We start from the raw sequence: 17,784 nt of genomic DNA, 5'->3' as shown, positions 1-17,784 counted from the left end.
CTTTAACTCATACATACGGAGGAACTCTCATGTTTAAGCGAAGTTATTACGGTTTACTAGCTACGGTTTCCCTTAGTTCTTTCGGTGATGTATTCGGCCTCCTAGCTATGGAATGGCTCGTCTATGAAATAACAGCTTCAAAGCTAGCCATGGGGGCGATGGCGCTGTGTTATACCATTCCTGAAGTTAGTCTTAGGTTGCTTGGTTCCCCACTATCTGACCGGCTGCATCGGGGCCGGTTTATGGCTATGCTTGCTGCTGTGCGATTACTTGCTCTCTTGTTGCCACTGAGTCTGGGGCTCGCAGGTCAGCTACAACTGTGGCATCTATTTATAGCTGCAGTACTCAGCGGTGCATGTTCTGCTTTGTTTTTGCCGACCGCGATGGCTGTTGTACCTGAGGTAGCAAATGAACAAAAACTGATGCGTGCATTTGCTGTAATAGATGGCAGCCGTAATGCTGCTGCGCTTTTAGGGCCAGCTTTAGCTGGGGCTCTGACCTCTGCCACTGGAGCGTTACCGACGCTTGGAATCAACGCCGTGTGTTACACTGCGGCAATCATTACACTGCTCTATCTGCCAGCAATGCAGAAGCCTGTATCACCAGAAGAGTCCTTCTCACTCCAAGTTTATATTAAAGATATTCGACAGGGTTTTTCTTTTTATCGGAAGTTTCCAGCGATGCTTTTGATTATGGGTATGGTATCCATTAGTAATATGTCCTCGGTCGCTATCTGGACCATGATGATTCCTTTTGTCCGTGAGGTATTACATCGAGATGCAGCGGCAATGGGTACACTGACTACGGCTTCTGCATTTGGCACACTGGCCGGACTAGCAGTTATTTCATGGATAGGTGAGATAAAAAAACGACGAACTTTCATGTTGTGCAGCCTGGCTGCTACTGGTCTGTTTAATGCCTTACTGGGACTATTCCCGAGCTACCCTTTTGCGCTTTTCGCCTTATGTGCTGCTGGAGCAGCTGGACCCTTCTTTGGTTCTCTCAGTTCGTCCTTGCACGGTACACTTGTGCCTAGCTCCATACAAGGCAGAGTCAACTCCATCCGATTCCTCATTGGTGGAGGTTTACAGCCTATCGGTGCTTTTGCAGGTGCAGCGATTGCAGAAGTGTATGGTTTGCCTTTTCTATTCTTGGCATTAGGACTTTTGCCAATTCTATGTTCTGCAGCAGCAGCATTCCTCCCAAACCTGAAGAATTTAGATGGAGACTTATCTAATCTGCACACTAAGTTGCAGCCTGATTCGTATAACAAAGGGTTAATAATCAAATAAACTAAGGGAAGTGCATCATAAGGACAGTATTCTGGTTATCGATTAAACAAAAAAAGATCTCTTCATTGAAGGGATCTTTTGGTTTTAAATCTTTGACTTGTTTTCGTCGGCAGCTTACTCAATCTCAGCACTCTTGCCGCTGTCTACCCAAGCGTCAACTACTGAAACCTTGAACTTGAACTGTTTACCAATTCGTCGGTAGAGAATGGCGTCTTTCTTAATCCAATTCCGGATGCTGTCCTTGCTAACGCCCAAATGTTCGGCAATTTCTTCAAGGCTGGACCACTTTTCAGGTACGTGAGTCACTTTGTTTTCCCTCCCAGTATCGCCTTTCGAATAAGACTTAATCATTATAACATTTAAAATGTTCTATTTATATCTAGTATGAATTGGTATGAATTGGTATGAATTGTTTCCCATTCCGGGTTGGCTTCCTGTCAGCCCCTTGCCCTGAAGTAACTAGGCATAACGAATTTCTGCATAGGATGTGCAGCCGAGAATTTCGGTTTTAATACATTCTATTTTATAATGATTTATTTATCTGCAAGAAAGTCACCAGTGTAGGTATCTCTAGATACAGATCATTTTGGCATTGGGAGAGTTCATCTCTAGTTTCATAGTCAATTCGATCTTTTGGTCTCTCGTATCCTCACTAGTTTTAGAGTCCAGCAAATCACGTAACTCAATGTGAAGGTAGTGCTTCGTTGATCTACTCCATTTATAATGATTTCTGTATTCACTTAGCACAGGAATCAAGTATAGACTTAGCCATCGAAGTTAGATCAACTAATTAAATTGTTGGATGAACTCTGTAAAGTCTGATGCGATATAAATACCCTGAGGATCGGCAGAACGTATTGTTTCTACATAAATAATACTAGGATGAGGCAAGTTGCTGAAATTAAAGCAAAACAGGTTACCCTCCTCATCTATGGCAAGAGGAAACTGATTAAGAGGAAGACGGTTCTTTTGCTCATTATATACATCCAATATATCAAAATCATCAAATGCGATGAAAGTTAAGAAGGAAGAAAACATAACTTTCTTTCTATTGACACTCGACGTCCGTTGTACAGGCTCTGCACCGTGATATTTTTGAATAAAATTAATGTACTTCGAAGGAAACTGTATACCCCATTTTTTTTCTACTAATTTTACTACACGCATATCAACAGGAGAATACCCCGTGCTCCAGGTATTATTATCGACCATATGATCTACTCCCTATTTATATTTTAAATTAAACAATCGAATCACTTTTCATGGAGGAAAGAAATACAAGAACTTATCGTTGTTTAAAGAAGTGTGGGATTCATGCTTAAGTCTTATTATTCTACGATAAACTTAATTCCATTAGAAAGCTTGGAGAGGGATTACAAAATAAGCTTTATACGATCTTAAAAACGAAGTATTCACTCTAGCTCTGCCTTTCCCAATCAGGCCGATCTAGTATTACCACAAAATTGCTAGATGTCCTTTGGCTCATTCATTCTGTTCATACATAATAAGCCGCATACTCCGAATGAGAGCAGCGGCTTTGCTTATGTACGGGCTTCATTGTTGGTAGTTGAAAGTGAATGAAAAAACAAACTGAATCTACATTGATTTTATAATTCAAAGGCTTCGCCAGTGCTATACGTCACTTGGCGATGTACTGGAGGAATTACGCATGTTTGGAAGAACGATTCATGGAATTTATCTCGTTCTGAGCTATTTCAGTATGTATTTGGTCAAGGTGTTATCGAAGAACTCGTTCGTGAGATAAAGCTCACCGTTACCGGCATAAATATACATGTGCCCGGCCTTTTGATCGAGCCACAGCGTTGAGAGATGGTACTTAATCTGCAAATTTCCCGGGTCAAGCACGTAGAAATCTTCCCTAGCCCAATCTCCCTCAAACAGGTTCTCATCAATTATAGATGGACGCTCCTGCCACTGATACTGCTTCTCTACGGTAATCTCGCCTGAAGGCGTCATATGGTAAATCCAATTCTTATCGCCAATCTCGCCAATCTGCTGCTTACCGAGGAGCTGATTGTCCTTGCTATATAGCCTATATACGTTTTCGTTCCGAACCAAATAGTTGTTGCCCGTAATATCGATCTGATCATTCACATTTAGAGTACGCACCCACTTCTTCTTGCCTTTCATATCGTAGCCAATGACCAGCTTACTGTTCTTACTGCTCAAATAAACAATAAAGGATCCACCTTTGAATGACTTCACCTCGAAATAAGGATTTTTCATCGATTTGGGAACTGTATAGGTGACTAACGGTGTTTTTAGCGCACTCAGACTCCGGTAAACACTTATGCTGCCTTGCTCTGGCAATTCATGCGTCACATAGCCGTTTGGAAGTACCTCTAATATCCCTGAAGTCCATTTGTTGGTTAAGTTTAGCTTTCGTATCTGTTTCCCGCCCTGGTTGTATTCGGTAAAGGTAATGGAAGTCGGCTTGTGGGGGACGTAGGAACGAATGACAATGTTACCGCTGTCGAGCACTAATGGCGTGTACGAATCTGTTATATATTTTGTCCATTTTAATTTTCCCTTCGGATCGACAACGGAGAAATCATAGGCAATTGCGCCTTTCATTTTGTAAAAATAGCTATATCCATTACTAGCTGAATAAAACTTTGAGGGGGTAGAAGGTTTGTCGTTGGCAATGTCAGAGAAATCGTACACCCAACTCGTAGAACCATTTTTGCGATCGATGGACGCGTAAACCTTATCGCTGTATTTGGTTTGGGAGGCCGAAAGCTTTACTTTCTTGCTCAGTTGAATAAACATCCGTTCCTTGTTTTGCAAGCTATCGAGCGTGTTCCAAAAAGTATAACCGTCTGGTAGCGTATAGCTCCATTCCGGCTCCGGTAGTTGTTCGATGACTTTACCTGCTGCTGCCGAGCGACCTGGAGCAAGCACCTGTGTTACAAGTAGAAGCGTTAGCGCGGCGATGATAAATTTGAAACGTTTTGAATCCATGCGTATATCCCTCTTTTTATATGTAATGGTGTTGCAATTTACCCCTATTATATTTTCGCCGAGAGAAGGAAGGCAAGGGAATTAGTGGGAAAAACCCCATCGCCATGTGGCGAAAAACGGCGGACGTTAACCAATCAGGTTACTGATTCTCTATCGACTGTGAAGAGATCCTTCGGAATGTAGAAGGAATTTTATCTCAGTGTTCCCCATATTCTTTTTACAGACTGCATATTATCATCCTATCTGAGTTCTTCTAAAAATCATTAAAGAAAAATATATAATAAACGCAATAACTGCTACAATTGCTAATCCTTTATTACCTATCTTCACTAGTTACACTCTCTCCTTATCCAATTAACAGCCCTATTTAAATGCGTATAACAACAAAAAAATGAATGCAGTGTATACATATTAACTTTCATCTTTAAAATGAAAATGTTCATGAAAAATCGCTTCCATTCCAACTAATGTACCGCTCTTTTCATGGATATATCCAAAGTTATGATTTAGTGGCAGTCGAAGCAACTGATAATTGTGATCTTTGGGTAAAGCATTGATTTCATTCACAGCTACATCACGAGTAGTGTAGATACCTATTGGAAAGAAATTAGGGAACTTAATTGTTTCATCAACAACGAAAATTCCCCAAACATAATCATTTTGCACATCATTCACCTTTATTCTTAAATTCTTTAATCAGAGTTGGCCATGGATTATTAGATAAAGTAAACAATTCTTACCGCTTCTCTTATGTATCAAACCTCGTTAATCGTTTTAGGTTGGTTTGGAAATCTCTACATGTTTATTAATGTCTACAGCAATGGTTCCATGCTTGATGTGTTAAGACTACACTAACGCCGCTTAACATTTCTTAAATCCGTTGAACAGGCTCTTTATCTCTGAAGTAAATACTTCCAACTTGGACACTTTTCATGTTAATAATGATGATGATCCATGAAGATTGACTAAGAAAAGAAAAAATTGATTGATAGTGAAATACATAGAACAGCCAAAATTAAGAAAGCTATTGCTAAGAGACGCTCATTGCGCCAACTCCGTATCGCTTGGGCGATATTCAAAATTGAAATCGAAAGCATGGAAACACCCATATTCATTTTAAAGAGATTGATAACAAGAGCAACCATTACCAAAAACCAGATAACTAAAAACCATTTTGGATGATCTCGCCAAATCTTTTTGATTAAGATACACCCCTTTCAGTTTAATTTGGTGGGTACATATCAATCTAAATAACAACTATTTAATAAACGTAACTTTTATCCACTATGTCGTCCAACTAGTACTATTGGAGAATAAGGATTTTGAAAGCAGTCATCTTATCGACTATTCTCTCCAAAATACCTTCTTCATGGCTATCTTGAAATCTTTGGGATAGTACTTTATCATCGTTGCAAAGTTAAAAGCTAAAGATGCTCCTAATAGCAAAGTGGCAACACTGTCTCCATAGAAAATAAGATTAAGAACGAGCATTACAAGTGATCCCACCCCTACAGAGAAAGACACCATAAAATGCCTATCCATAGTAGCGCTTCCTCCTTTAAACCGTGTACAAACAATTGTTATGATAGTGAATACAAAATTTTTGTAAAAACAGGATTATGTAATTTCATTAGATCTTAGTTGTCATTTAAGTCACGGTCATAGGCCCCAGCCAAAGTAACTCCTACAATTTGTACTTGTTCACAACCCTTAAATTCCGCTTGTGAGTCAATAAGTCCCGAAACGACATGAACTGCTCTTTCTGTGAGTTCATCCTTACTTAATATCTCATTTGAACCAATACGAACATTTCTATTGATATAATCATCGTGATCATCCTGGCGAGTATATATGTTCACCACAACATGATACGAAAACCTCTGATTATTACTGTATTATACTGATGAGACAAAAAAATGACCATACATATAAAAAAAACAACCGTTTTCCAATTTTCCAACTTAACAAAGGTTGCTGTAAAGATAATTGTTGTAATCTTGTCTGTCCTGTTAATGAATCAATAATAATGTTATACCTATCTTCCTATAGAGAGTTATATTATATTCCTCTCCATTTGTTGCATTAGCTTTCTTAATATCAGACGTTCTTCCTCAGAAATGGAGTGAAGCAATTTCTCTTGTTGCTCCCTCCATTTTTTGTCAACTGGCTTTTCTAATTCTTTTCCTTTTTCGGTCAGATAAATACGCATGACTCGTGCATCTTGCACATCACGTTTACGATATATAAATCCGTTATGCTCCAGTGATTTAACCATATTTGATACTGTTGGAGGCTCGCATTTTAAGTGTTCACATAGCTGCATCTGTGTTACCCCGTCACCCAACCACAGACGATACAGCAAATTATCTTGCCCTACATAAAGATTAAGTTCCCTCAGTGATTCACTATAATTTCGACGCATTTGGGAGGAAATCCGATCTAAAGACTGTCGAATGTCACAGTCTACCGCGTCTGTCATGTATTATCCCGCCCTTTAAGCTGATTAATATTTAGTAAACTAAATGTATCACGACGTTATTTTAGGAGTCAATTCACTTTCAAGTTAAACTTATCCTTATCCTGGTGTTAAAGACATCATTTTTAGCAAATATCTCTTCTGGAAATCGAACTGTGTGTGACCAAAATTTAAAAAAACGACAGATAGACAATATTGCGTGTCCTCATCTGCCGCTTTTCTCTAAATTAGTATGAGAGTCATTGAGTTAGGAATTATACACTTCTCTATTTAGATTGACAATTTCTTTATGCGAATATCTATCAGAAGCCGCGATCAGCTTCTCCGAAACTTTATCACGTAGAATTGGGGCTTGTTCTTTATTTGCCTTTGGAAGTGCTTCAATTAATTCTTCTTTGGTTAGTTCTGTGCAATATGCTGGTGTTCCTGGCTGCTGTCTCCATGAATCATTTAAATTTCCGCTATCCACTGTATCGAAACCTAATTCGCTGACTATTCTCATAATTGTTTGCTTTTGCTGAAGATCATCACCGGCAATAGCTGCCGCAATGCGACGACTGCTACCTTCCGGTGTGCCCTCATGTTCTAAAGTATAGGCTAACAAATTGTTAAAAGCTTTGATAATTGATCTGCCTAATTGTTTTGTAACCCAGACACTTTCAACCATCCCGTTCTCGATCTCATCAATTTTCACTCCCATTTGAGGATAATAATTAGAAGTGTCGACGACAATAACTTCATCCGCCGCTTTTTCAACTACACTGCGAATATGAGGTAGTGCATGAAGAGGAATAGATACGATAAGAACATCAATATTTGAAATTACATCCTCTACCATTACAGGAGTTGCGTCAATCGGTTTCCCTTTCAAGCGTTCTATATCACGAGCATCTGCAATTTTCACATCATGGTTATTATTTACCAACTTTTTTGAAATAGTTAAAGCAATGGGGCCAGCCCCGATTATTCCGAATCTCATTTTTTTCGCTCCTTTTTAATATTTTATTCTGTGAGTCATTTTACCTCAAACAAGTAATTTTAATACACTTGCTTATTTAAGTAGTTCCTTATTTGAGGCAGAACACTCCTTTGGAGAAGGTCCGAAATGTGGTCACTCCATCCTTTTACTTTTTTCACGGTGAAAGGGGCTCTGATCGGACGATATTCATAATACTTAATATGGTTTATCGTAGATAGCCAATTTATCTTGACCAAGTGTTTGATATTGATTTTCAATTAACTAAAATCTTGCATTAAGTCATCAATCACTGCTTTTACAGTTCTAATCTCTTTAATTGGAGTAATTCCAGTACCAATAGAAATATAGCCATCGTCTGTATTGCCTTCTAGCATTCCCATACGCATTCCAATTGATCCAAGCATCAATTTTGCTGTTTCTTCACGACTGGCACCTTGTTTATCCATTTCGACTAGTTTATTCGCCAATTTAGTAGGTAAAGAACGATAGTATGCTGGTAAAGTACGGAACATTAGTAAATCTTCTGCTGTAGCATCTACAATCATTTGTTTCACCTTTTCTGCTGCTGGATTTTCATTTGTTGGAATAAAGACACTGCCAGCAAACACACCTTCAGCGCCTAAAGCAAATGCGGCACGAACTCCTCTAACGTCTCCAATACCACCAGCTGCCATCACAGGAATACTTATAGCATCTACAATCATTGGAACAATCGAAAATGTTCCAATAACTCGTTCTGGAACCGTACCACCTTCGTCAAATCCAGTCGCTACATAAACATCTATTCCAAATTTTTCTGCAGCTTTTGCATTTTCAATAGTAGGCGTAAGGGGTCTATAAACAATTTTAATATTGTTTTCTTTTAATGGTTTAAAGATTCTTTCATCCAGTGTATCATTCACCAGAACAACAGGAACTTTCTCGTCAATAACTGTTTCTATAAGTGGCCATGTGTAAGCTAAATCACGATTCACGATCAATGGAATTCCAAATGGCTTATTCGTTAAAGATTTTGTTTTTTGTATTTCAGTTCTCATTCTTTCCGCACTTATCTCGGGTGAGCGAGTTATATCAACCTGACCGGCATTTGGACCTAGAAATCCTAATCCACCCGCATTGCTTACTGCTGCAACAAATTCAGCATTAGTAACCCAAGACATGGGTCCTTGTATAATTGGCTTTTTAATATTTAATATTTCAGATACTCTGTTACTCATTCTATCAATTCTCCTCTAATGAATTTTGTGTGTGTTAAATGTATCTCGATAAACATCATTGTGATAATTTAGCTTGTTAAATAAATATAGATGATGGAGGACTCATGATAAATTCTTCTCCAATTTCTGAAGTAATTGTCGGAGGAACAAACGATCTTCTATAGAAAAGGCCTGCAGCAATTTTTCCTGTTGTGCTTTCCATTTGTTCTCAACCGGAACCTCTAATGCTTTTCCTTTGTCGGTGAGATAAATTCGCATAATTCTTGCGTCTTGTTCATCACGTTTCCGGGTTATAAACCCATTTTGCTCTAGTGATTTAACCATATTAGTTACCGTAGGAGGTTCACATTTTAGATGTTCACTGAGTTGCATTTGTGTGATCCCATCTTCTAACCACAAGTGATATAGTAATTTATCTTGACCCACGTACAGATTAAGTTCTCTAAGAGATTCGCTATAATGTCGACGCATTTGGAAGGAAACACGATCTAACGATTGACGAATATCACAATCCACTTGATCTGTCATTCATCATCCTCCTCCCTCTCTTTTATTCCGTAGGCTAGCTATATCGGGGGAAATGGGTGTGAAATTAACGAATGATAAACATCTATTGATATTTTATTATCATAAATAACAATGTGTTAGTATGTGAGGCCTTATTGGTAGTTGGCCTCATATACTAACTCAATACCGAGGTTACTTCACAGACAATCCTCCATCAATGACATGATCAGCACCTGTTATATAAGAAGCTTCATCACTCGCAAGGAACAAGGCCAGATTTGCAACCTCTAGAGATTGTCCTAATCTTTTAATGGGTACTTCTTGCGCACGTTCTGTCATTTGTTCTTCGCTCAGAGCACTGGATACAATATTCGTTTGAATGGGTCCAGGTTTTATTAGATTGATCCGAATTTGGTCAGGGGCAAACTCTACCGCAGCAGATCGGGTTAAAGCTTGGATAGCACCTTTGCTGGCCGTATAAGCATTAAAGCCTCCAGCTGAATGAAGCTTACTTGCCAACGAACCCACGTTGACTATTGATCCGCCCCCATTTTCCTTCATGAATGGCACAATCGTTTTTATGCCTACAAATTGACTCCATGCATTGATGTCTAAAGCTAAGTTCCAATATTCAACGGTTGTATCTTTGAAGGGCTTCGTAGCCGCAATTCCAGCATTGTTGACTAAAATATCCACTTTTCCATAAACTTCAATGCTTTTTCTGACTACTTCAATCCAATCGTTCTCTGAAGATACATCATGCTTCACGGCTATAGCACGATCAGGGAAATCTTTATTTATACGGTTCACAACAGCTTGTACACTTTCATATTGAATATCCGAAGCAATGACGTTTGCTCCTTCTTTGGCAAATAAGTACGCTTCAGCTTCCCCTTGACCAGCACCAGCTCCAGTAATAATAGCTACCTTATTCGAAAGTCTTCCCATCTAATACCCCTCCTGCATCAATTTTGTTGTGATCTTTATCCAATGGACTTAACAATTTCATCAACCACTTCTTGACACGTTAGAATGTGCTGAATGCCACCGGCTGCTTCAGATACACTAATAGTACCGTTGATCAAATCGCCATCTAACATTCCGATTTTGAATCCTTCTCCATAATATTTGTAGGCTTCGGCAGGCTTTCCTTGATTAATGAGTTCTAATGCTTTTTTGCCCGCTTCTGTAGGAATGGTTCTCAAATGTCCCATACCTGATTTAAATTCAATGAACTCTTCACTTTTCACATTAACGATGGCTTTCTTCGTTTCAATGCTAGCCGGGTTTTCCTTCGTGACAATGAACCTTGTCCCCATATAAACCCCCTCTGCCCCCATTGAAATTGCTGCTTTTGCTCCCTGACCATCTATAATCCCACCAGCAGCAATTACAGGTATTTTCACAATAGAAGTGACCTGTGGAACAAGCGAAAGCGTACTGATTTTATAATCACTCATATGACCACCAGCCTCATAACCTGTAACGATAAGTGCATCCACTCCTGTTTTCTCAGCTTCTACAAGCTTTTCTACCGTTGGGCTCAAGTCTCTGTAGACGACCTTAATATCATGTTCTTTCAGTCGTTTCAGTTCACGATCAACCACATGTTGTCCAATGGCAATCACGTTTTTTACATTCTCTTGAACCAAGACATCAAAAACAACATTCGTAAATGGATCTTCTGTGGCCCCTCCCATTGGGAAAATGTAGTTTACTGCGAAAGGTTTATTCGTTAATGCTTTTACCTTACGAATTTCTTTGGTCAGTCGAACTGCCATATCTTCTGCACTCGTTGCTTTTTCCGACTGGCCAGCATTAGGTCCGAGCACACCCATTCCCCCTGCATTTGATACGGCAGCAACAAACTCTGCCGAAGTGACCCATGTCATCGCAGCTGAAATAATAGGATATTCAATTCCCAGTAGTTCTGTAATTCGGTTTTTCATCATAAACTTCTCCTCTTGTTAAACGAATTTATATTATTACTTCGTGTATTTATTTACTGGGTAAGGTAGACCTAAATTTCCCCGAAGTGTGTCGTCCTCATATTCCTTGCGGAATATGTCTTTATCTTGCAAGATGGGAATAACTAATCGGATAAAATCCTCAAATCCCGCAGGATGATCTTGTCTAATCAGCAAGATATCCATGACGCCTTCTCGATACCAATGTTCGATTTGTTCGGCAACCTGCTCTGCCGATCCTATCAACCCAGGTTTCGGCATTCGATAACCTCGAGGCATCCATGATTCGATTTCCTTTAGCTTTTCGAGAGCCTCTTTCTCCGTTCTACCAACGATCGGGTTGTGAGAAGGCATCAACAACAGGTCATGTGGTGAACGCCCTTGATTTTGAACTTTACGTTTCAGTTCAGCAGTGAATGCCTTGAGATATTCCAAATCATGTCCAGGTGCCATGATGACTTCAGCATGCTGTGCAGCAATATCCATGAACTCCGGGGAAGTGCCAGCTTGAAAGACCACCGGTCTACCTTGACTCGATCGACTGATATTTAAAGGACCCTCCACGGAGAAGTAATTCCCGTTATAATGTAGAGGATGCATCTTACGCGGATCATAGAATACCCCACGTTCCTTATCACGTATAAAAGCATCATCTTCATACGAATCCCAGAGGCCTTCAACAATCTCCAAAAATTCTTTTTTCATAGGATAAAGATCTGCTTTCGTTAAATGGGACCGACTGTAATTTGCTAATCCGCCAGGATTCGAAGTGATCGCATTCCAACCTGCTCTACCCTTACTAATTTTATCGAGTGAGGCGATTTGTCTCGCAACCGTAAAGGGATCAGCATAAGAAGTCGCTATGGTAGCGGCCAAGCCAATAGAGTGAGTTACCATACTTAGTGCCGACAAAATGGATATGCCCTCAAACATGCTTAGATAGTGTGGGATCATGCCAGGTCCAATATGACTTACGTCTGCCAAAAAGATGAGATCGAACTTTCCCTGTTCAAGTTGTATGGCTTTCTGTACGTAATACTCAATATTTTCACTGGCATCTGCTGGAATAGAAGGGTGTCTCCAACCCGTGTGATTCCAACCCACGCCATCAATAATTCCTCCTAATTTAAGCTTTCTTTCTTCCATGGTTGAATGATCTCCTTTTCACGAGCTCACTTATTTCCTTGTGATAAACCTAATTCTTTTGCCAATAATTCATGCCCTTTCTTGCGGCTCTCTTGATTCGGATAAAAGTCCGCAATCATGATTTCATCCACTAAACTTGCCTTCGCAAGCTGCGTAAGCTGATCCGCAACTTGTCCAACACTTCCAATTACAAAACGATCTTTATTACGCTCCCTAGCCAGCTCTTCATGAGGTGTGTAATTGTGATTTTTGGCTTCTTCTGGTGTAGGGAAAGTAAGATTTCTCGTCCCTGTGCTCATCTGTGCCCACATTAACTCCGCCGGCCCTGCAATATATTTAGCCTCTTCTTCCGTCTCAGCTGTAATAACCATCGTCGCTAACATACTTTGGGGTTCAGTCAAATAAGATGAAGGATTGAAATTCGCATGATAAGATCTCAACACAGGAATAGCCAGTTGTGGTGCCAAATGTGCAGCAAATACAAACCCTAATCCTTTTTCCAAGGCAAAATGCAATCCACCCTCGCTAGATCCCAACATAAACATATCTGGAACCATTGACTGATCTCCCGGAGGGTGGATGGAACTAAACGGGTGGTTTTCTTTAAAGTCACGGGCGAAGAAGGAAAGCAGGTTATCTAATTGCTCTGGAAAATCATTCACTTTCATTAATTCGTGAGATCTCAACAATGCCCACATCGTTCTGCCGTCCGTGCCTGAAGCTCGTCCAATCCCGAGGTCAACCCGCCCTGGATATAATCCTTCGAGGAGCGTAAAGTTTTCCATCACTTTCAAGGCACTGTGATTCGGCAACATGATGCCACCTGAACCTACCCGAATGTTTTTCGTGTGAGCTGCCGCATGCAGGCTCAGTAAATCTGGTGAAGTACTCATTAAGGTTGTTGTGTTATGGTGTTCTGTAAACCAATACCTGTTGAAGCCCCACTGCTCTGCTAGTTGAACCATTTCCGTAACATTCTGAAGACTTTTCGAAGCCTCGGTTCCGTTATAGATATGAACAAACTCCAAAATCGAAAGCCTTAGTTCGTTAACTGTATTCACATCAGTTACCCCCTTTCTATGTTATCTTTATTGGTTAGCTTGCTAACTATAGGATTAAAAAATATAATGATTACTTAGGATGCTAACTATAGAACCAAAACAAGTTTTTATTCTTTTATATTTTAGTAAATAAAATGATTTTGTTTTGGTTGTTGAGCCAATCATAAGTGTATTCAATTCGTTTGCAAAGAGGGCAATTCAAATGAACATAGTACATCTTTTTGTACCTATAGATTAGGAGTGGTATGAATGAGGGTTTGCAATGAAGGTTTTGAACAAGAGTTTATCGATGAAAAAAGTGATATGTACGCGATAGCTTTTACACAGAATGTTCTTTCCGGACGTTGGAAGTATTTTATATTATGGTTTTTAAAAGATGAAACACGTCGTTATTCGGATATCAAAAAATTCCTTCGAGGTTTATCTCAAGGCTCTCTTACCAAGCAGTTGAAGGAATTAGAGAATGATGGCGTTATTCAACGTGATGTTTATCCAGAGGTTCCTCCACGAGTCGAGTATTCGTTAACAGACAAAGGAATGAAGTTACTACCGATCCTTGAAAAGATGGAGGATTTCGGTACAGAATACGGCGTGAAACCTGAAATCAATGAAGTTTAGAATAAGAAGAGATCGTTTCATATGCAGATTCTCTGCAGATGGGACAGTCTCTTTTACAGTTTCAATCTTGCTCCAGTTCCCATCCCTAAACAATGAAAGGCTCAGCAAAAAGTACGATGTCAACGATGTTTTCACCCCTTGATAAAATGTACATTTACCCTCTTCTCCATTACTTGCTAAAGTGATTATTGACAGGCTTGTTTTAACCATTTCAAATGAGGTCACACTTCTAGATTGTAATACTGCCGAACATTGAAGGGGGTCTCTTTGACAAAATCCAACCTTCAGCGTTCTAAAAAAGACCCTCCACTCCTACTTAGACATTTGTCTAATCGGAAATCGGACTATGTTCTTGTCCATTCCGGTAATCGGTACAAGTTCTTGTCCTTAGCTTGGGACAAGAACTTGTACCGATAAAATAAAAAAGCCGCTAAAATAGCGACTTCAATGGGACCATGTTCTTGTCCCTCGACAATGACACAATGTTCTTGTCCATTTCGGCAATGGTACAATGTTCTTGTCTTCAGCTTGGGACAAGAACTTGGTTCCTTAAAACAAAAAAGCCGCTATAATAGCGACTTTGAATGGAACAATGTTCTTGTCCCGCGACACTTTTACCGTTCTCTATGCAACGATCCTATTTCAGACCGTAAGCCAAGATTTCTAGGGTTGATTTTTTACTCCCCACTCACAAAACCCTTCTAAAACCGGTAATAGTGTTTCCGCTTTATCTGTAAGGCTGTACTCGACTTTAGGAGGAACTTGAGGATACTCTTTCCGTATTACCATACCGTCCGCTTCCAATTCTTTAAGTTGTGAACTCAGTGTTTTGAAAGTAATCGCTCCGACCTGTCTTTTTAGATCATTAAAGCGAACCGGTTGATTTTCTGCCAAAAGATACATAATAACCATTTTCCATTTCCCACCAATAACTGACAATGTATACCCAAAAGGTGTATCCTGAATATTTTTTACTTTCCCCTGATATTCAGCCATGCTCATATTTCCACTATCCTTTCTGATAGTACCTATCATTAAAGTGCGTACTATTTTTTTATAAGTACTCATTTTATACTAGCCTTACTTTGAAATAAAGGAGAGAAAAAAATGACTACTGTCAAAACTTATAATCACAATCTATGGGATCACGGCATATCTCAAGGCTACAGCGTCAACGGAACCATCTACATTTCGGGACAATTTTCCCACAATTCGGAGGGCACCTTCGTTGGTGAGGGCGATATTGAAGCACAAACCCTGCAGACGCTGGAAAATCTCGATCGCGTGTTGACGGAATTTGATATTACAAAATCGAACCTCTCTTATGTGGAGATTTATTTGACAAACGCACAAGAGCATATAGAGCCATGTATCAAGTTGTTTAGGGAATACATGGGAAAACACCGGCCCGCGGGCAGCTGTATCGGTGTGACCTATTTGGCTTCACCTGAGCAGCTGATCGAAATTAGCGCTGTTGCACACACAAACTAAGTCTATTACGTTTTGTATGTTTCACTAAAAATAGAATTATATTGCTGTTAACTTAAAGAAACTGCAGTCGATCCATTGCTCGGCTGCAGTTTTATCATATTAAGCTATCGTTTCCATATAGGAACAAGAAAGGACCATTACTATGTGATATTTTTTGGATGCTTAATAAGAATCATCTCACTAATTGCTAGTTCTAATGGCTGTTCAATGCAAAAGGCAACGTCACCAGCCATACTTACGAAAAGAAAAAGCTCCTGTACCTGTGGTTAGAAAACCTTAATTATCTGTTGAAGTAGTAGGGGCTGGTCTAGGTCAGGAATCATTGCAGGTTCCATAGGCTGCCTACCCAGGATTTCCTAAGATGCACTGCTTGATCTTGGGATATCGAGCGTTGCAAGTGTGTTTTCCTGCCTTAGACTATTATAGATTTTGATCTAGCCTTTTTCCAAAACAAGTCTTTTGAGGTAAATCCATATTGTTGTATGATTCGAAAAATTCGGATGTTTTAATAGTGAGTATATATCCATTTATCATGTTGGCAATCATTTCAATTTCAGATAATTAAGCGCCCCATAGATCTAAAATTATAAAATTAAATTTGTTCATCTCTACTATACATACTCTGATCTTTGAGACGAACTAACACTTTACCAAATCTTCCGCCCTCTTGTATTGTCACTTGATCACCAGGATACTTTTGCTCCAAGTAAGCCATAACCGTTTCACGAATATGACGATTCACTGTTAGACCATGCATACCTAACCAATTGATAGTATTTTCAAATGCTTTATCTTTGGAAAGTGTAACAGTCTTCATTTCACGAGTGACCAAAGACTGAAACGCGTAACCTTTAACCATTAACAAATGGGTGAGGTAGATCATCTCCATGAACTCCGGCTTTCTTGGCTGATCAGTTACAAGTGGCCACACCTCATCAACCAAGCTATGTTCCCTATAACCGATGGGCAGACTCATATAGCAGAATTCTCTAGCACAGTTTAATACCCGTTCTACACTTGCCCAGTGAACCAAGACTGGACACATAGAAACAAAGACCAGATCAAAGGCCCCCTCCCACTTTCTGATATCGATATTCTCAAACGGTTCATGGACTACACTAACCGTCCCGAATTTCAAGTCAGAAATATTTAGGTCAAGTAATTCAACCAAAGCCGGGGATGTTTCAACTGCTGTGACATCAGCGCCCAGCTGTGCAAATGGTACTGAGAAACCACCAGATGCGGCTCCGATATCGAGTACAGTTGCATTCGAAAAGCGTACACCTTGGTCCTGAAGCCAACCGATTATTCTCTTTGCTCTTTTTCGCCCCTCTTCACTAAAGACATCTTCATTGAAAGCTTTAGCCTTATCATCGAAGGTGTGTGCAGGATCGATTCCTGCTTGAATCATCTTTTTTACCCCTGTATACGGATCGTTCTCCCAAGCATGTTCCCAGGTCTTTTCATCAAGCAATTTAGTGTTCATAAGTGTTCTTCTCCTTTATGGTTTATAATTTGAGTTCATTCCGCAACCCCAAACCTAACTGTATACTTTGTAATTTATTATGGAAATGTTATCTCTATATTCATTTGACGAACTAAATCCGCCATCTTCTGGTTTCTTAAATGCTCTTCCATCGTAACCTCTGCAGCTAACACCACTTGTTGTATTGGACATTCCGGACCATGATCAAAGCTGCAGTCAAGATTGTTTTGACTCCATTACTACACCATTTCTAACCATTTTCTTTCCAAACAACTTCAGTAGAATACCAATACAAATCAAAGCAGTTACAAAATCAGTAATAGGCTGTGCTAACCATAAACCGCTCATCCCTATCCACATTGGCAATAAAGTAACACATGTATACAAAATAATTGTTTGTCTGAGTACATTAATGATGGCAGCAAATTTAGGGAAGCCCGTTAACGAGAGAAAACCTATGATGCCGGTTGAAATTGCTACCATGGGTAACAAAGAAACGTATTTTTTTAATCCTTCCGTTGTAATTTGAACAAGATATGCCTCTTTCGTAAACAAATTAACA

Annotated in this window: 19 protein-coding genes; 3 read left to right on the top strand and 16 right to left on the bottom strand. The window is 39.6% G+C overall.

The genetic code is table 11. The features are described 5' to 3' along the window. Positions 1–29: 29 nt before the first annotated feature. Positions 30–1,292 carry an MFS transporter gene (locus PIL01S_RS24770; protein WP_127540009.1) on the top strand — a complete coding sequence of 421 codons (1,263 nt, stop codon included), beginning with the start codon at positions 30–32 and terminating at the stop codon, positions 1,290–1,292. A gap of 114 nt (positions 1,293–1,406) precedes the next feature. Here PIL01S_RS24770 and PIL01S_RS24765 read toward each other — a convergent pair whose 3' ends face one another. From PIL01S_RS24765 to PIL01S_RS24705, 13 genes are all read right to left on the bottom strand, one after another. Further along, positions 1,407–1,598 (bottom strand): helix-turn-helix domain-containing protein, encoded by a 192-nt coding sequence (locus PIL01S_RS24765; RefSeq protein ID WP_127540007.1) that lies wholly within the window; start codon positions 1,596–1,598, stop codon positions 1,407–1,409. Positions 1,599–2,078: 480 nt separating this feature from the next. After that, the gene (locus PIL01S_RS24760) at positions 2,079–2,504 is read right to left on the bottom strand and encodes an SMI1/KNR4 family protein (protein WP_127540005.1); all 426 of its coding nucleotides are present in this window, start codon (positions 2,502–2,504) and stop codon (positions 2,079–2,081) included. 498 nt (positions 2,505–3,002) lie between these two features. Further along, the gene (locus PIL01S_RS24755) at positions 3,003–4,274 is read right to left on the bottom strand and encodes a hypothetical protein (protein ID WP_127540003.1); all 1,272 of its coding nucleotides are present in this window, start codon (positions 4,272–4,274) and stop codon (positions 3,003–3,005) included. Between the two features lie 411 nt (positions 4,275–4,685). Continuing rightward, positions 4,686–4,940, bottom strand: a complete 255-nt coding sequence (locus PIL01S_RS24750; RefSeq protein WP_127540001.1) for a hypothetical protein — start codon at positions 4,938–4,940, stop codon at positions 4,686–4,688. Between the two features lie 678 nt (positions 4,941–5,618). Then, a complete protein-coding gene (locus PIL01S_RS24745; RefSeq protein ID WP_127539999.1) occupies positions 5,619–5,816 on the bottom strand; it encodes a hypothetical protein in 198 nt (65 codons plus the stop codon). Between the two features lie 511 nt (positions 5,817–6,327). After that, the gene (locus PIL01S_RS24740) at positions 6,328–6,753 is read right to left on the bottom strand and encodes a MarR family winged helix-turn-helix transcriptional regulator (RefSeq protein ID WP_127539997.1); all 426 of its coding nucleotides are present in this window, start codon (positions 6,751–6,753) and stop codon (positions 6,328–6,330) included. 244 nt (positions 6,754–6,997) lie between these two features. Next, the gene (locus PIL01S_RS24735; RefSeq protein WP_127539995.1) at positions 6,998–7,729 is read right to left on the bottom strand and encodes an NADPH-dependent F420 reductase; all 732 of its coding nucleotides are present in this window, start codon (positions 7,727–7,729) and stop codon (positions 6,998–7,000) included. A 257-nt stretch (positions 7,730–7,986) separates the two neighbouring features. Beyond that, positions 7,987–8,946, bottom strand: a complete 960-nt coding sequence (locus tag PIL01S_RS24730) for an NAD(P)H-dependent flavin oxidoreductase (RefSeq protein WP_127539993.1) — start codon at positions 8,944–8,946, stop codon at positions 7,987–7,989. A gap of 102 nt (positions 8,947–9,048) precedes the next feature. Continuing rightward, on the bottom strand, positions 9,049–9,474 hold the full coding sequence (locus tag PIL01S_RS24725; protein WP_127539991.1) for a MarR family winged helix-turn-helix transcriptional regulator: 426 nt from the start codon (positions 9,472–9,474) through the stop codon (positions 9,049–9,051). Between the two features lie 171 nt (positions 9,475–9,645). Then, a complete protein-coding gene (locus PIL01S_RS24720) occupies positions 9,646–10,401 on the bottom strand; it encodes an SDR family NAD(P)-dependent oxidoreductase (protein WP_127539989.1) in 756 nt (251 codons plus the stop codon). 35 nt (positions 10,402–10,436) lie between these two features. After that, positions 10,437–11,402 carry an NAD(P)H-dependent flavin oxidoreductase gene (locus PIL01S_RS24715; protein ID WP_127539987.1) on the bottom strand — a complete coding sequence of 322 codons (966 nt, stop codon included), beginning with the start codon at positions 11,400–11,402 and terminating at the stop codon, positions 10,437–10,439. A 36-nt stretch (positions 11,403–11,438) separates the two neighbouring features. Then, entirely contained in the window at positions 11,439–12,566 is a 1,128-nt protein-coding gene (locus tag PIL01S_RS24710) for an NtaA/DmoA family FMN-dependent monooxygenase (RefSeq protein ID WP_127539985.1), read from the bottom strand. 26 nt (positions 12,567–12,592) lie between these two features. After that, positions 12,593–13,627, bottom strand: coding sequence for an LLM class flavin-dependent oxidoreductase (locus tag PIL01S_RS24705; RefSeq protein WP_127539983.1), 1,035 nt, complete (start codon positions 13,625–13,627; stop codon positions 12,593–12,595). A gap of 249 nt (positions 13,628–13,876) precedes the next feature. Here PIL01S_RS24705 and PIL01S_RS24700 point away from each other — a divergent pair, with 249 nt between their 5' ends. Further along, a complete protein-coding gene (locus PIL01S_RS24700; protein ID WP_127539981.1) occupies positions 13,877–14,245 on the top strand; it encodes a winged helix-turn-helix transcriptional regulator in 369 nt (122 codons plus the stop codon). Positions 14,246–14,908: 663 nt separating this feature from the next. Here PIL01S_RS24700 and PIL01S_RS24695 read toward each other — a convergent pair. Continuing rightward, complete coding sequence (locus PIL01S_RS24695; RefSeq protein ID WP_127539979.1) at positions 14,909–15,247, bottom strand: winged helix-turn-helix transcriptional regulator; 339 nt, start codon at positions 15,245–15,247, stop codon at positions 14,909–14,911. A gap of 105 nt (positions 15,248–15,352) precedes the next feature. Here PIL01S_RS24695 and PIL01S_RS24690 point away from each other — a divergent pair, with 105 nt between their 5' ends. Beyond that, complete coding sequence (locus PIL01S_RS24690) at positions 15,353–15,736, top strand: RidA family protein (protein WP_127539977.1); 384 nt, start codon at positions 15,353–15,355, stop codon at positions 15,734–15,736. A 592-nt stretch (positions 15,737–16,328) separates the two neighbouring features. Here the strand turns inward: PIL01S_RS24690 and PIL01S_RS24685 are convergent. Next, positions 16,329–17,222 (bottom strand): class I SAM-dependent methyltransferase, encoded by an 894-nt coding sequence (locus tag PIL01S_RS24685; RefSeq protein WP_127539975.1) that lies wholly within the window; start codon positions 17,220–17,222, stop codon positions 16,329–16,331. Between the two features lie 216 nt (positions 17,223–17,438). Next, entirely contained in the window at positions 17,439–17,777 is a 339-nt protein-coding gene (locus tag PIL01S_RS24675; RefSeq protein ID WP_127539973.1) for an MATE family efflux transporter, read from the bottom strand. Positions 17,778–17,784: the final 7 nt, after the last annotated feature.

Source organism: Paenibacillus illinoisensis NBRC 15959, from assembly GCF_004000925.1.
GTDB lineage: Bacteria > Bacillota > Bacilli > Paenibacillales > Paenibacillaceae > Paenibacillus > Paenibacillus illinoisensis.
This window is presented reverse-complemented; position numbering and strand designations above follow the sequence as displayed.